Annotated in this window: 13 protein-coding genes; 4 read left to right on the top strand and 9 right to left on the bottom strand. The window is 48.9% G+C overall.

The features are described from left to right. Positions 1–15: 15 nt before the first annotated feature. From ACPXXB_RS05435 to ACPXXB_RS05420, 4 genes are all read right to left on the bottom strand, one after another. A complete protein-coding gene (locus ACPXXB_RS05435) occupies positions 16–975 on the bottom strand; it encodes an ABC transporter permease (RefSeq protein WP_423910990.1) in 960 nt (319 codons plus the stop codon). Positions 976–1,078: 103 nt separating this feature from the next. After that, a complete protein-coding gene (locus ACPXXB_RS05430) occupies positions 1,079–2,713 on the bottom strand; it encodes an ABC transporter substrate-binding protein (RefSeq protein ID WP_423910272.1) in 1,635 nt (544 codons plus the stop codon). Between the two features lie 318 nt (positions 2,714–3,031). Next, on the bottom strand, positions 3,032–4,081 hold the full coding sequence (locus ACPXXB_RS05425; RefSeq protein WP_423910269.1) for an alcohol dehydrogenase family protein: 1,050 nt from the start codon (positions 4,079–4,081) through the stop codon (positions 3,032–3,034). Further along, complete coding sequence (locus ACPXXB_RS05420) at positions 4,078–4,440, bottom strand: hypothetical protein (protein ID WP_423910266.1); 363 nt, start codon at positions 4,438–4,440, stop codon at positions 4,078–4,080. Before ACPXXB_RS05420 ends, ACPXXB_RS05425 begins: the two co-directional genes overlap by 4 nt. A 266-nt stretch (positions 4,441–4,706) precedes the next feature. On the opposite strand from ACPXXB_RS05420, the gene ACPXXB_RS05415 reads away from it, so the two are divergent. From ACPXXB_RS05415 to ACPXXB_RS05400, 4 genes are all read left to right on the top strand, one after another. Further along, complete coding sequence (locus tag ACPXXB_RS05415; RefSeq protein ID WP_423910264.1) at positions 4,707–5,186, top strand: hypothetical protein; 480 nt, start codon at positions 4,707–4,709, stop codon at positions 5,184–5,186. Beyond that, positions 5,186–5,728 carry a hypothetical protein gene (locus ACPXXB_RS05410; RefSeq protein ID WP_423910261.1) on the top strand — a complete coding sequence of 181 codons (543 nt, stop codon included), beginning with the start codon at positions 5,186–5,188 and terminating at the stop codon, positions 5,726–5,728. The genes ACPXXB_RS05415 and ACPXXB_RS05410 overlap by 1 nt, the downstream gene beginning before the upstream one ends. Next, on the top strand, positions 5,676–6,467 hold the full coding sequence (locus tag ACPXXB_RS05405; RefSeq protein WP_423910259.1) for an SCO family protein: 792 nt from the start codon (positions 5,676–5,678) through the stop codon (positions 6,465–6,467). Before ACPXXB_RS05410 ends, ACPXXB_RS05405 begins: the two co-directional genes overlap by 53 nt. A 288-nt stretch (positions 6,468–6,755) precedes the next feature. Then, positions 6,756–7,076 carry a c-type cytochrome gene (locus ACPXXB_RS05400; protein ID WP_423910256.1) on the top strand — a complete coding sequence of 107 codons (321 nt, stop codon included), beginning with the start codon at positions 6,756–6,758 and terminating at the stop codon, positions 7,074–7,076. Between the two features lie 17 nt (positions 7,077–7,093). On the opposite strand, the gene ACPXXB_RS05395 is transcribed toward ACPXXB_RS05400, so the two are convergent. The 5 genes from ACPXXB_RS05395 to ACPXXB_RS05375 form a co-directional block, all read right to left on the bottom strand. After that, on the bottom strand, positions 7,094–7,954 hold the full coding sequence (locus ACPXXB_RS05395) for a substrate-binding domain-containing protein (protein WP_423910254.1): 861 nt from the start codon (positions 7,952–7,954) through the stop codon (positions 7,094–7,096). 141 nt (positions 7,955–8,095) lie between these two features. After that, on the bottom strand, positions 8,096–11,770 hold the full coding sequence (locus ACPXXB_RS05390) for a hydantoinase B/oxoprolinase family protein (RefSeq protein ID WP_423910251.1): 3,675 nt from the start codon (positions 11,768–11,770) through the stop codon (positions 8,096–8,098). A gap of 27 nt (positions 11,771–11,797) precedes the next feature. Then, positions 11,798–12,391, bottom strand: a complete 594-nt coding sequence (locus tag ACPXXB_RS05385; RefSeq protein ID WP_423910248.1) for an SIS domain-containing protein — start codon at positions 12,389–12,391, stop codon at positions 11,798–11,800. 13 nt (positions 12,392–12,404) lie between these two features. Beyond that, the gene (gene gshB / locus ACPXXB_RS05380; RefSeq protein WP_423910245.1) at positions 12,405–13,322 is read right to left on the bottom strand and encodes a glutathione synthase; all 918 of its coding nucleotides are present in this window, start codon (positions 13,320–13,322) and stop codon (positions 12,405–12,407) included. Positions 13,323–13,404: 82 nt separating this feature from the next. Continuing rightward, on the bottom strand, positions 13,405–15,297 hold the full coding sequence (locus ACPXXB_RS05375; protein ID WP_423910242.1) for a propionyl-CoA synthetase: 1,893 nt from the start codon (positions 15,295–15,297) through the stop codon (positions 13,405–13,407). Positions 15,298–15,362: the final 65 nt, after the last annotated feature.

Genomic DNA, 15,362 nt, shown 5'->3' with positions numbered 1-15,362 from the left:
TAATCTGCTGGATGCCTATTTCGGTTGCCTTAGACGGGGATTGGAAAGAATGGATGCCACGTCTGCCACTAAAATCAGCAGTACGTAAGTAGCGCAAAATATCATCGCGCAAGCCTGTACCAGGGGCAAGTCCCGGGTCTGCACGCCATCTATCATCAGTTTAGCGAGTCCCGGATACGCAAAGATGGTTTCAACGATAACCACACCGCTGACAAGGTATGCTAGGTTCAAAGCGATTACATTTACGATCGGTCCGATAGCGTTGAACAAGGCATGACGAAGAATAATTCGTCCTCTTGGCACGCCTTTTAAAATCGCCATCTCGATATAAGGCGAGCTCATTACATTCAGTATCCCGGCCCTGGTCATTCGTATCATCTGTGCGGATACCACAATAACCAGGGTAATCAAAGGCATTGCCAGGGCGCGCAGCAACTGTAGGAACGTTTCGTCTCCCGACAAATAGGCCGTTGACGGCAACCAGTGCAATTCAACCGCTAGAATCAATACCAATATAGTCGCGATGAAAAATTCGGGTACCGAAATCGTGCTTAAAGTGCAAAACGTGATGGTGCGATCAAGCCAGGTGCCGGGATGCATCGCCGCCCACAATCCCAAAACGATGGATATGGGAATAGCAATTCCTGAAACGAATCCCGCCATCATCATGGTATTACCCAAACGACCATCAATCAAACTGGAAATGGTTGCGCCGCCTGCTTTGGAAATACCCAAATCACCTGTCATCATATTGCCGAGCCAGGAAAAGTACTGGATATACAGGGGTTGATCCATGCCCAATTGAGCACGCAGTGCTGCCAGCGTTTCTGGTGTTGCGCTTTGTCCCAGGATTATTTGCGCGACATCACCGGGCAGGATGCTGGTGCCGATAAATACGATAATCGATACGACTATCAGTGTGGCAAAACCGATTCCCAGTCTTCGAAGAACCATTTGAGTCATCATAAGCGATATCCTCCAATCATTGGTGTACTAACTTTATTTATCCTTATTTTTAAAAAAGTCCCGCATTATTTAGAATGCGGGACTTTCGACGGCCAGTTATCAAGACCGTCTATCAGGCAAGCCAGGCAAATTCAGGCCACTCAAACGCGCCTAATTGACCCAGAGGCACTTTGGGTACACCCATGACATTATTCGCAATACCATCATTGATATTGGAAAATGCCGGGATAACCATTCCACTGCCCTCGTGAATCAAGGTTTGCATCTCACAATACATCGCATGGCGTTTATCAGGATCTGTTTCTGCCAATGAGGTAACTAACAGCTCGCCCATACGCTCATTATTCCAGTAAGTATCGTTCCAGGCGGCACCCGGACCGAACTGGATCGCCATTTGGACATTGGCCGTTGGCCGCATGTTCCAGGTCACCACGTTCAGCGGTTCGTTCATCCACACCGCGCCCCAGTAACCGTCGGTAGGCACTTTCTTGATCTTCAGATCGAAGCCAATCTTCGCGCAATTGGCCTGGGCCAGCAAGGTGACTTCTTCAATCCCCGGTGCGACTGGCGCAACAAACACTTCGGCAGTACTGACACCGGCTTTTTTGAAATAGGATTTCGCCCGGTCCGGGTCGAATTCCCGTTGTGGCAGCTCGGAACACCAGTCTGCACCGTGTGCCGCCATGATTGGCGTGTCATTGCCCAGAGAGCCCTTGCCTTTTAGTATTCGCTTGACGATGCGCTCGCGGTCCTGGATGTATTGCATGCCTTTGACAAAATCATCATTACTGCCAGGCTCGGTATTTTTAAGAACGCAGATGGCTACCTGCAATGCAGCAGGCGTGGACAGCAGGGTCACATTATCTGATTCTTCAATTTGCCTGAATGCCTTCGGTTCCACCGTAGATATCAGTTGAACATCACCGGCAAGCAGTGCATTAACCCGTGCCACTGCATCAGTTATCGCGGTAACTTCGATGACATCCAGGTTGGCGCCTTTACGCCAGTAGTTTTCGTTGCGTTTATGAACCGATTTCACGCCGGGCTCGAAAGATTCCATAGTGAAAGGGCCGGTGCCATTGCCTTCTCCGGTAGTTCCGTTCTTGACGATCTTGTTTTGGAAAATACCCAGTACTACGGGTAAGTCAGCATTTGGCGAATTCATGATTGCCTTACATTCATGGCTACCGGTCTTTTTCCACTCTTTAACCGAAGACAGAACAGACTTGATAACCGAGGTGGAGTCTTCACCAAGGTGGCGATTCATCGACCAGACAACGTCATCGGCGCTAAACGGCGAACCGTCATGGAAAGTAACATCTTTTCGAAGTTTGAAGGTCCATTCGGTGGCATTGCCATTGGACTCAAAGGAAGTAGCAAGTTCCGGTTGCGGCGTCAGGTCATCGGCATGCTGAATCAGGCTGTTATAGATCGTTCGGCCACGCATATAGTCGATTGATGACGTGAACAGAGAGGGGTCCAGCGTATCATCCGGGCCATGCAGGTTAGAAGCAAATCTCACCGACCCGCCTTTTTTCGGGGTTTGGGCCATGGCTTGCCCACCCGTAGCGAACAAATTGCTCGCCGTTACCGCAGTCACACCGGTCGCCATCATTAATTTCAAGGCATCGCGACGAGAATAATCACCCCCCCCTGTTTTACGAAGGATTTTCTCTACCAGGGCCTGGTGATGGCTATCGAGATCGGAAAATCCGAGCTCGCCTGATACTGGTTTTTTGTCTTTCATTTAAGTTCTCCAGTGGTTACAAGTTAAATTTTTATTTAGCCCTCAAGCAGTCATTATGCTTGGCAGGCTTATTTGTAGTGTTTCATAACAAAACGAGCAACACATCAACCATTTACATAAATGCAATCTAAATGAACGGTAATCCGGCGGCAAAATTAAGAGGCGGTTGATGACCCGAAGCCGCCGCTCCGAAAGTTATGATGGCGTGAATATAACACGATTGATTGAAGAATTACAACAACCGTTCAGTACCATTTCATATTGGAAGAGACTGGTATTGCATAAGTTCAGATATAGTCGGCTTAATATTGCATATCCTTAGGTCAGCGTAAGCACAATTTTCCCGGTATGATTTTTCGCCATAAAGCGCCTCTGCGCTTCAGCAATTTGGCCGATCGGAAAGGTCATTGCTATAACGGGAGCAATATCATTTCGCTCTATACACTTAATCAGATTGGAAAAAATCTCTTTTTCAAGCACGGTGCAGCCGAACAGGCTTAGATCCTTTAAGTAGAGCGTCCGAACATCAAGCTCTACCAGCGGCCCCCCAATTGCACCTGCGGTTGCATAATTTCCTGAAGGCTTGAGCACATCAAGCAGTGCCGACCACTGTTCACCCGCAACCAGGTCAATGACCGCGTCGACACTGCTGCTTCCGAGAGCCTGAACGACACTGTCTTCTCTAAACAATACGCTGTCCGCGCCAAGACTTTTCACGTTATCTGACTTGGCAGGGCTGGTGATGGCGATGACCTTTGCTCGACGAACCTTTGCAAGCTGTACCACAGCCGAACCCACGCCGCCGGATGCGCCCGTGACCAGAATCGTATCATTCGCACCAACCCCAGCCCGGGTTAACAGATTCTCAGCCGTTGAGTAGGAGCAGGGAAAAGAGGCGAGTTCAACGTCACTGAGACTGCTTTCGACCTGATAGGCATGAGCGGAAGCAACGACCGTGTACTCCGAAAATCCGCCATTGCAGTCTGAACCGAAATACCAGGGGTACGCCAGTATTTTTCCTTTCGCTTTTGTGAGACACGGCTCAATCAGAACCCTTTCATCCAAGCGGTTTTTACTGATTTTATCGCCGACAGCCACAATACGACCGCATACATCAGCGCCTTGAATCAGGGGAAAGCGAACCGCCTTACCGCTCCAGCTTGCATCTCCACTGGCACCATCGTCTTTCGAGTACCATCCGGTACGGGTGTTGATATCTGTATTATTGACGGCGGCAGCGCCAACACGAATAAGGACATCGTCTGCTCCGAGCTCAGGAACAGGAATATCATCCCGTATTTCCAACTTATCGAGGCCACCGTGTCCGGTCAACAACACCCCTTGCATCGTTTTTGGCAATTCATTCATGGTTTAATCGTCCTCAGGCGCAACATTGGAACGGACTTGCGGCGCCTTAACTCGCGGTCAAAATAAGTGATTCCCTCAAGGAATACGCCGCAGTCGCTGGTTTTGACAAATGCCATGCCGCAAATATCTGTACCAACAAGTTCCCACCATTCCCAGTCAGTAATGATACCGTTGTTATCCGCTCGCACCTCATGCTCCAATATCCATTGATTGGTGGCGCCGTCAACACGAGTCCACTTGTCCCATTGAAGCATATAGTCAACCATGCCCTCCCGGTTTACCGGTTCAGGTTCCGCATGAATCATCGAAAACCAAATCTTCAGTTGTTGTTGCAAGCAATTTGTCTCCATCCATTTCATGCCATCCCTCAATGTAACACGCTCTCAATTCAAACCTGTCTGACATTCATCGCCTCAGAACTTCATAAAATAAATAAAAAACTCAAAGCCACTTTTGCTTTTTCATTGGATAAAGGGCATCAGGATAAAGCATGGGGGCAAAATGGGTTATGGGTCGAACTATTGTAAACCACCATAGTCTGAAATCATGGTATTATCCATTTTTGTAACACAAAATCGCCGATATAAAATTGTCGGCGAGTGAAAACTAAAACTGAGAAACTAAAATGACGGGGGAGAATAATATGCACGCTGTGACTTGTAGAAATGCAGTGCGTGCCAGTGTGATGGCGCTGTTGCTGTTTTTTAATGTCGCTTTTGCTGCACAATCTGAGCGAAAAACCATTACCGGGGAGGTAATGGATACTTGGTGTTATGTTTCGCAAATCATGGGAGGGTCGGATTTTGTGGTCGGCACTACCCATCATGTTTGTGCGGTATGGTGTGCCGCCGGGGGCATCCCGGTCGGATTGCTGGACAAAAGCGATGGACAGATTTATATGATTATGAGCAACGGAGACGACACCACCAACGTAGCCAATCAATCACTGCTGGATATTCAGAGCCATGAAATCACGGTGCAAGGTTCGGTCTATGAATTGGACGGTATCAAATATTTGATGATAGACAATGTCATAGACGACAAAGGCGTTATCAATCTTACTCATCAGATTGTGGGCATCCTGCCTGCGGAGGCGTCTCCATAATGAAAAATATGAAAATTATTCTTAGTGGATTATCAATTGCGGTTTTACTCGGCTTCTCTATCAACACATATGCGGCAAAAAGTTGGGGTGTCACTAATGAAGTCAAAGCCAAATTTACCGGCACCGTGGTCGATATCGCCTGCCAGCTTACTGGCAACTGCCCCGATAATTGTGGCGCCGGGTCCAGGCAGCTTGGATTACAAACTAACGATCAAGGATTGATTCTGGTCGCCAAGAATCTAACCTTGTACACTGGTGCGGCTGAGGAACTCTATGGCTTTTGTGGTCAGGAAATTGAGGTTGATGGCTTGTTTACCGAAAATCGCAATGTGCGCTTTTTTCAGGTTCAAAACATGAGAGCCATCGGCGGCAAATGGGCGAAAGCCACCCGTTTTCATAAAGCCTGGGCGGAAAAAAATGATACCAAACCGCGTAAGGCGAAGCGTTGGTATCGAAAGGATGTGCGGATAAAAACCATTATAGAGCGTGATGGTTATCTGGGGTTGGGGCTGGATAAAGACGCTGAATATTTTGGCAATTAACCGACCAAATGGCCAAATCGGAAATACCAGGGCGGCGCGCGATTTATGCTTCGAATGCGACCTCGTTTCTTGCAAACTTGCCGATAAGCGTCTGCCGGCGCCTGGCGCCTTTTTGCGGGCAATTTTTTTGGGGGCGGCTTTTTTAGCACCTGCTTTGGTGTGGTCTTATGATAATCACAGTGTTGATGACCAAAGTCCTGGCCTTGGCATCTCTGTTGAAATCGGTCAATCCGAATCGGTTGGAGCATTTCCCCTGAAAGTCGGTGGTGACTTCGAGTTAATTGATCATCACGGGAAATTGGTAACCAACGAAACCTATAAAGGCCGGCACATGCTGGTGTTTTTTGGCTATGTCAACTGCAAAAACATGTGTTCCATATCATTAGCTCGAATTGGAAAGGCGCTGGAGCTGTTAGGGGATTCAGTCAATAAGCTGACACCTCTGGTCATAACCGTGGATCCTGATCGGGATACCCCCGAAGTTATGAAATTGGCATTGAATAAATTTCATCCGAATTTTATTGGCTTGACTGGAAAACCCGATAAGTTGCAGGCGGTATATAAAAATTACAAACAGAAACCAACCGAGATAGATAATGACGGGAATAACGATCCAATCATTTCACATTCATCTTATATTTACCTTATGGATAAGAACGGTGAATTTGCAACATTATTTCCACCGGCATTGAATCCTGGACGCATGGCCGATATTATGCGGAAATACACATCGTTTTAATATTCTTTCACCTCGTTTATAAATTCTTAGAACGTGGCATCGAGTATTAGTTTTGTTTAAGTTTGATCTTGAATTCAGGCTCGTGCTCGTTCCTTTAAAATCCAAAGGGTGCGAAGTAGAACGTGGCATCGAGTATTAGTTTTGTTTAAGAACGGTCTTGAATTCATGCTCGTGCTCGTTCCTCAAAAATATAAGGGGTGCGAAGTACATTGACGGTGCGGCCTAGCGCTCGACAGCCGCAAATTGTATTTATTACATTTGTTTAATCAACAGGAACGAATATATAAAATGAAACACACTCGTAACATTCTCGGCGTAGCGATACTGGCATCAATAATGTTGGTCGGGATGACGGCTCAGGCACAAGACGGCGCGGCGTTGTTCATGTCCAAAGCCTGTATTGCCTGCCATGGTGTTGAAGGCAAACAGCCTATAAACGACAACACGCCCAAATTGGCCGGGCAAAACAAGGGTTATTTAATGACACAGCTACAAGATATTAAAAGTGGCGCACGCAACAACGGTCAAACTGCACAGATGAAACCAATTGTTGCTAATCTGAGCGACCACGACATCGAGGCGATTGCCGAATATTTATCACTATTGTAATGACGCTAACGAGTCGATCAATTTGCATTGGCATAGAAAAGGGGTTGTCCATTAATACGATAGGAATGGATTAGTTGCTGCCCTTTTTTGGAGGTTATCCAATCACTAAACGCCATTGCCCCCTGATAATTAATGTTATGCCGTTCAGGGTTTATTGTGATCACACTGTACTGGTTTCGCAGTCGCTGGCCATCCTCAAAGACGATGGTCATCGATAATCTTTCCTCTAAAAAAATCCAGGTTCCACGATCAGTTAATGTATAGGCTTCCAGTTCATTCGCAATTTGTAAAGTTTTACTCATGCCTTGACCCACTTCCCGATACCAGTTCCCATATTCGTTCTCATATTCGTTCTTATTGGGTTGTTTGCCAATAGAGCGCCAAATTTCAAGTTCCTTTTTGTGGGTTCCCGAATCGTCCCCTCTGGAAACAAATAAAGCCGAGTTGGATGCCATCCGATCAAATGCCTCATCTAAATTTGATGAATAACGAATGGAGGCAGAATCATCCGCCGGGCCGACAACCACAAAATCATTAAACATCACTCGCCGACGATTGATGCCATGTCCGGCTTGTACAAACGCTAACTCGCTTTGTTTAGCGTGAACCAACATTACATCGACATCCCCGGCCTGTCCCATTGTAAGCGCCTTTCCGGTTCCTGCTGAAATTGTGCGAATAATATATCCGGTATCCGCTTCCACATATGGCAAAATGTAATCCAAAAGACCAGAATTTTCCGTGCTCGTGGTTGTGGCAAGCAACACGATTTTGTTGCGTTCGTCTGCAAAAGCAGAATGGGGCAATAAGTGCTGCGACAGTAAAACGATTACCCATACCAAATGGTGACGTTTTTTTGCGAGCCAATTATGTGACATGTGTCCGGTCCGGATTGCGCCCGGTATGGATTATCGACAAAATTTAGGAATACGACCAGAATTAGAACGAATTATACTCAGAATTATACGCAATGGATGAGGATTACGCCTAACGGTTATTGTGGCGGCTATTGCGGCGATTTAATTGTACCCCCCGCCGCCCGGCGTTTTAATCACCACCACGTCGCCTTCTTTTAGCTCAATTTGATCAGTGCCTGATAATTGAGTGACAGTGCCATTGGCATGCTCCACATAGTTACGCCCGGTCTTGCCGGCGCCGCCGCCATTCAAACCGTAAGGCGGCACTTTTCTATGCCCTGAAATTATATTTGCCGTCATCGGCTCAAGGAATTTCACTTTCCGCACCACACCATCACCCCCGCAATGCACGCCTTGCCCGCCTGAATGCTTACGAATCTCGAATGAGTTCAAAATTACCGGAAATCGCCACTCCAATACTTCCGGGTCGGTCAGGCGTGAGTTGGTCATATGTGAATGCACCGCATCGGTACCGCGGTGTTTGCTGGTCGCGCCGGTGCCGCCGCATATCGTTTCGTAATATTGATGCTGGTCGTTGCCCCAAATAAAATTGTTCATGGTGCCCTGGGAAGCGGCTGCGGCTTTCAGTGCGCCAAACAAGGTATCCACCAGATATTGAGAAGTTTCAACGTTACCGGCGATGACCGCCGCCGGATATTGCGGGCTGATCATGGAATTTTCTGGAATGATAATCTCCATCGGTTTCAAACAGCCTTCGTTCAACGGAATATTGTCATCCACCAGGCACCGAAAAACATACAGTACGGCAGCCCGCACCACCGCAGTAGGCGCGTTAAAATTTCCAGGGTGTTGCGCGCTGGTGCCGGTGAAATCCACGATGGTTTTGCGATTCTTCCGATCGACTTTTATGGACACCGAAATCTGGCAGCCATCGTCCATCTTGTAGGTGAACTCACCGTCATCCAATACGCCCAAAACCCGGCGCACCGATTCTTCAGCATTGTCCTGGACGTGTTTCATATAAGCGTGCACCGTTGCGATGCCATAATGATTAGTCAATTTAATCAATTCCCTGGTGCCTTTTTCACACGCCGCCAGTTGCGCTTTGAAGTCGGCAATGTTCATCTCCGGGTTGCGCGCCGGCCAGGCGCCACCGGTCAACAGTGCATAGATTTCCTGTTCAAGAAAACGATCATTTTCAACCAACTTGACGTTATCAATGACCACCCCTTCCTGTTCTATGCTGGTCGAATCAGCCGGGGCCGAGCCCGGAGTCTTGCCGCCAATATCGGCGTGGTGTCCGCGGGAGGCGACATAAAACAACAATTTTTCGGGCGCGCCGTCGGCGACGACTTCACCGCCAGCCGTGAACACCGGTTTAATGATGGTCACATCGGGCAAGTGGGTGCCGCCGTTGTAGGGCGCATTCAAGATATACGCATCGCCTGGCGAAATATCGCCGCCGCGTTCTCGTATCACCGTTTTAATGCTCTCGCCCATGGAGCCGAGATGTACCGGCATGTGCGGGGCATTGGCGACCAGAGCGCCGCAGGAATCAAAAATCGCGCAGGAAAAATCCAGTCTTTCCTTGATGTTCACGGATGCTGCTGTGTTCTCCAGCACCGAACCCATCTGCTCGGCGATGGACATAAATAAATTATTGAATATTTCCAGCATCACCGGATCGACTTCGGCGCCAATCGCCTTAACTTCTTTTCGTTGCTGATATCTCACTAACACCAGATTATTATCTTCAGTCAAGGTGGCGCACCAGCCCGGCTCAACCACGATGGTGCCGGTCGGGTCCAGCACCACCGCCGGGCCGTTGATCGCTTGATTGACGCATAACGATTGTCGATGGAAAAATGGCGTGTCCCGCCACTGATCTTCCATATAACACTGATCAATCGCATCGGGCTTGACGATTTGACCCTCCCCTGATGTTTGACCTACCAAATCATTGGCTATGCCATTGCCGCCTTTCGATGACATGATTGTTGATGGCCGGGCCGCAGAAATTACCTCAACCTGAATGGATTCGACAATCATTGCCTTGTCAGCGGAAATAAATCCAAAGCGCATTTGATGCACTTGTTCAAATCGGGTTATTACTTCATTGAGTTCGTCGTGGGCGACGATTAGTGCCGTGTCCGAGCCCTGATAACGTATATGCAGCAAGCGTCTGAATGACAAATCAGCGCCATCATCGCCTTGCTGCTTTAATTCTTCGATGCCCTGCGCCTGTAATTCATCCAGTTTTTTTGCCAAATCAGCAGCCATCTGTTGGGTTAATATCGATTCAATCGCCTGTTGCCGATCGACCACGGTATCCGCCAACCCCATGCCATAAGCGGATAATACCCCCGCGAATGGATGCACAATAATTCGTTTCATTGCCAACGCATCGGCCACCAAACAGGCGTGCTGGCCGCCGGCGCCACCGAAGCAGCACAACGTATATTCGGACACATCGTAGCCACGCTGCACCGAAATTTTCTTGATGGCATTGGCCATATTTTCCACGGCAATCGTCAAAAAGCCTGCTGCCACCGCTTGCGGCTTGCGTCGATCGCCGATAGCACGCTCAATTTGTTCGGCCAGCTCACTGAACTTTGTCAAAACCGTGCCTTTGTCCAGTGCTTGATCTGCGTTTTCTCCGAACACCTTGGGGAACAATTCCGGTTGCAATTTCCCGAGTATGACATTGCAATCGGTGATCGTCAGCGGCCCGCCGTTGCGATAACAACATGGACCCGGGTTTGCGCCGGCGGAATCCGGACCGACGCGAAACCGGGCGCCATCGAAATGCAATATCGAACCGCCGCCGGCGGCCACGGTATGAATCAACATCATCGGCGCGCGCAGCCGCACGCTGGCGACCTGGGTCTCAAACGCCTTCTCAAATTCGCCGTTGTAATGGCTGACGTCGGTGGAGGTGCCGCCCATATCAAAGCCAATGACGTGGTTAAATCCAGCCGCTTCCGAGACCCGCGCCATGCCGACCACGCCGCCGGCCGGGCCGGACAAAATAGCATCCTTGCCCTGAAAGAATTTGGCGTCGGTCAATCCGCCATTGGAGCGCATGAACATCAACTTGCCGCCGCATTCGTCCAGGCCGCTGAGTTCTGATGCAACCTGAGTGACATAGCGGCGCAAGATTGGCGAAAGGTAGGCATCGACAACGGTGGTGTCGCCGCGGGAAACCAGTTTCATCAGTGGGCTGACTTGATGACTTACCGAAATTTGGGTGAAGCCAATTTGTTGGGCGAGCCGTTGCAGTCGCGCCTCATGCTGGTGATAGCGATAGCCGTGCATTAAGACGATGGCGACGCCGCGCAGTCCGTTATCAAAATGGTTCTGCAAGCCGCGCCGCGCCGCGGCCTCATCCAATGGCAGCATTATTTCGCCATGCGCGCCGATGCGCTCATCAATTTCCAATACATCGCAATACAGCATTTCTGGAAGCTGAACATGCAATGCGAACAGGGCGGGGCGGGTTTGGTAACCGATTCGCAATTGATCCTTGAACCCTTTGGTGGTGACCAACAAGGTCGGCTCGCCCTGCCTTTCAAGCAGCGCGTTGGTAGCAATGGTGGTGCCCATTTTTACCGCTGCGATTTTCTCCGCAGGCAGGTTTTCATTGTGGTTCAGGCCCAAAATATCCTTGATGCCCTGAATCGCCGCATCGCGGTATTGCTCGGGATTTTCCGAAAGCAGCTTGTGGGTGATGACTTCACCATTGGGTCGGCGGGCGACCACATCGGTGAAGGTGCCGCCGCGATCAATCCAGAATTCCCATTTGCCCCTGTCGTTCATGTCCGATTTTCCATGTCGGATAGCGCCTTAATTATCAGGATAGTTTTGCGGGAAAAAAGATCTTTCAATCAGCTCAATCAGAATGTGCAGAATTTTTATATGCAGCTCTTGAATTTTATCTGCGAATTCATAGTCAACAGTATGAATATCGACGCTCGCAATTTTACCCAGCGGTGAATTTTCCGAACCCGTCAGACTGATCACCGACAGGTCATTTTCCAGGGCATATTCGGCAGCTTTAATGACATTGGCGCTCTTGCCGCTGGTGCTTATGGCGACCAATGCGTCTCCTTTTTTTGCGCGTGCTTCAAGGTAACGCGAGAACACAAATTCGTAACCGTAATCGTTGGCAACGCAAGACAAATGCCCCGCATCGCTGATTGCGGCAGCAGATAACCCTGCTCTGTCCTTTCTATATCGCCCGGTTAGTTCTTCGGCGAAATGCATGGCATCGCTCATTGAACCGCCATTGCCACAGCTATAAATGGCGTTTCCATTTTGCAGCGTCTTGATTAACACCGCGGCGGCCTGTTCAATGGATTCAATTTTGGCATGATCGCTGATAAAGCGCTCCAATGCCGATCTGGATTCGGATAAAGAAGATAGGATTAATGATTTCACGACAGGAAGGATATTATTCTAATGTAGCGATTATTTGATGATGGTAAGCAGTCTGATTAAACTGAGATAACTCCTGCAATCCAGTCGGGCTGGTGACATTAACTTCGATAAGCATACCACCGATGATATCAATTCCCGCAAAAAATACCCCTTGGTCGATAAATCCTGCTTTCATCGCCGCACAGATTTCCAAATCGCGCTGATCCAGTTCGACGGGATTCGCTGAGCCCCCCATATCCAGATTATTTAATTCTACGCCCTCAGCGTGCAATCGTAATATCCCGCCCAAAGGCTCGCCGTTTAGCAACAAGATTCTTTTATCCCCTTCCGCTGCGGTCTGCAAATACGCCTGCGCGATGACCCAATGGCTACCCTGGTGGGTTGCGTCCACAATCACTTGCTCCCGCTCTCCCGCATTATAAAAAACAATGCCTTTGCCGCCGTACCCGTCAATGGGTTTTATGATTATTCGTTGATGGCGCCAGGCCATAGCCTTGATTTCATCGACATCGTTGGTAACCACGGTTTTCGGCGTGAATTCAGGGTAAAGAAGGGCTGCCAATTTTTCATTCCAATTGCGAATGCCGGAGGGTCGATTAAGCACTCGAGTACGCTCAGGCAGATAGTCCAGCAACAGCGTGGTATAAAAATATCTGCGGTCGAAAGGCGGATCAGTGCGAATCCAGACAACATCGACTTCGCCCAGATTTAGTGCGCTCGATTCGAGTATCGTGAATGGCTGATCATGGTCGTCATGCACATTCACCCAGGTTATATTGGCGTGTAATTGATTGTGATTCAACCACAAGGAACGTTGATCCAGATAACCCACCCGGTGTCCACGCTCAACACAGGCGCGCATCAGAAAATAGGTTGTATCTTTCCACGCCTTGACGGTTTCCAGTGCGTTCATAATGAAGGCATGCCTCATAATTCTGCCTCATGTTTTAACCACAGAGCGTATTTCCCAATCGCCTTTTGTATCAATCCCGCTAGTATTAATTTTGTGTGCATCAATTTTGTGCATACCCTAAAGATTGTAATGCTACGGTGATCTCGTCAAGAATCGCGGGGTCATCGATGGTCGCCGGCATTTTCCACGAATCATTGTCAGCAATTTTTTTCATGGTGCCTCGAAGAATTTTCCCGGAGCGTGTTTTTGGAAGTCGCTTTACAACAACGGCCAACTTAAACGCAGCCACCGGGCCAATTTTTTCTCTGACCAGTTGAATTGATTCCTTGATTATTTCTTCCGGAGCACGCTCAATGCCAGAATTCAATACCAGACAACCCACAGGCAACTCGCCTTTCAAATCATCGTTGACCCCCATCACCGCACATTCCGCCACCTCAGGATGCGATGCTAAAACTTCTTCTATCGCCCCGGTAGATAACCGATGTCCGGCAACATTGATAACATCGTCGGTGCGGGACATGACAAAGACATATCCATCTTCGTCTATATAACCGGCATCGCCGGTTTCGTAATAACCCGGAAACGATTTTAGATAAGAATCAAAATGACGCTGCCGCGCGTTCCATAAGCCAGGAAATGTGCCTGGCGGTAACGGCAACTTTGCGACCAACGCGCCGATATCGCCAGTTTTGACCTCGTTCCCGAAATCATCCAAGGCGCGCAACTGCCACCCCGGAAGCGGACGTGTAGGCGACCCATCTTTTATCAGTAATTGTTCTATACCCAGGCAGTTTGCACAAATTGCCCAACCAGTTTCCGTTTGCCACCAATGGTCGATAACCAAAACGCCGAGTTTGTCTTTAGCCCAGTTCAAGGTATCCGGATCGGTGCGTTCGCCGGCCAGGAAAAGTGATTGCAAACAGGATAGATCATATTTTTTTATATATTCACCGTTAGGATCTTCCTTTTTAATCGCACGGAATGCGGTAGGAGCGGTGAAAAGCACTTTTACGTTATGCTCGGAAATTACACGCCAGAATACCCCCGGGTCTGGCGTGCCAACGGGTTTGCCTTCAAATAATATAGTCGTACAGCCATTGAATAGCGGTGCATAAACGATATACGAATGACCCACCACCCAACCCACATCCGAGGCCGCCCAATACACCTCTCCAGGCTCGACGTTGTAGATGTTTTTCATGCTCCATTTCAACGATACAATGCCCCCGGCGGTATCCCGGACTACGCCTTTGGGCTCGCCTGTGGTGCCTGAGGTATAAAGAATATAGAGGGGGTCGGTGGCAGCGACTGACACGCAGTCTGCATCAGATGCCTTGGCAACGGCTGCTTGCCAATCCAAGTCACGGCCGTTGATCAGGTCAGCGCGAGTTTGTGGCCTTTGATAAACAATACAATAATCGGGTTTGTGGTTGGCTATCTCAATGGCTTTATCAAGCAACGGCTTGTATTCGACCACACGACCGGGTTCGATGCCACAGGATGCACAAACAATCACTTTGGGATTGCAGTCATCAATACGCACTGCCAGCTCGTTAGCTGCAAACCCGCCAAACACGACACAATGCACTGCCCCTATTCGGGCGCAAGCCAACATGCCGATGACGGCTTCGGGAATCATCGGCATATAGAGAATGACACGATCGCCCTTTTCCACCCCTTGCTGCACAAGCACGCCGGCAAATCGCGCCACTCGGGCTTTTAACTGGTTAAAGGTAATCTTCTGCTGGCTATCGGTAACCGGGCTATCATGGATGATTGCCGTTTGCTCTCCCCGCCCTTGCTCAACGTGCAAATCAACCGCGTTGTAACACACGTTGGTTTCTCCGCCGGTGAACCACTTATAAAACGGCGCATCGGAGTCATCAAGAACCTTGCCCCATTTTTTATACCAAAAAATGTTCTCGGCGACTTCCCCCCAAAACGCCTGCGGGTTTTCGCATGATCGATTATAAATTTCGTTAAAAGTCATTGTTGCCTTTATTGCTCTCGGATTTAGTTTGGCGCGCCGTTCACAATCTTTCAAAGCGCAGTATT

It is taken from the genome of Candidatus Spongiihabitans sp., from assembly GCF_965237845.1.
Lineage (GTDB): Bacteria > Pseudomonadota > Gammaproteobacteria > Arenicellales > Poriferihabitantaceae > Spongiihabitans.
This window is presented reverse-complemented; position numbering and strand designations above follow the sequence as displayed.

Bases quoted from the DNA above. Each gene is read 5' to 3' on its own strand.
- ACPXXB_RS05395 (WP_423910254.1), bottom strand. From the start codon at position 7,954: ATGTCACATAATTGGCTCGCAAAAAAACGTCACCATTTGGTATGGGTA.
- ACPXXB_RS05420 (WP_423910266.1), bottom strand. From the start codon at position 4,440: ATGAAATGGATGGAGACAAATTGCTTGCAACAACAACTGAAGATTTGG.
- ACPXXB_RS05415 (WP_423910264.1), top strand. From the start codon at position 4,707: ATGACGGGGGAGAATAATATGCACGCTGTGACTTGTAGAAATGCAGTG.
- ACPXXB_RS05390 (WP_423910251.1), bottom strand. From the start codon at position 11,770: ATGAACGACAGGGGCAAATGGGAATTCTGGATTGATCGCGGCGGCACC.
- ACPXXB_RS05410 (WP_423910261.1), top strand. From the start codon at position 5,186: ATGAAAAATATGAAAATTATTCTTAGTGGATTATCAATTGCGGTTTTA.
- ACPXXB_RS05375 (WP_423910242.1), bottom strand. From the start codon at position 15,297: ATGACTTTTAACGAAATTTATAATCGATCATGCGAAAACCCGCAGGCG.
- ACPXXB_RS05430 (WP_423910272.1), bottom strand. From the start codon at position 2,713: ATGAAAGACAAAAAACCAGTATCAGGCGAGCTCGGATTTTCCGATCTC.
- gshB (WP_423910245.1), bottom strand. From the start codon at position 13,322: ATGAGGCATGCCTTCATTATGAACGCACTGGAAACCGTCAAGGCGTGG.
- ACPXXB_RS05400 (WP_423910256.1), top strand. From the start codon at position 6,756: ATGAAACACACTCGTAACATTCTCGGCGTAGCGATACTGGCATCAATA.
- ACPXXB_RS05425 (WP_423910269.1), bottom strand. From the start codon at position 4,081: ATGAATGAATTGCCAAAAACGATGCAAGGGGTGTTGTTGACCGGACAC.
- ACPXXB_RS05405 (WP_423910259.1), top strand. From the start codon at position 5,676: ATGGTTATCTGGGGTTGGGGCTGGATAAAGACGCTGAATATTTTGGCA.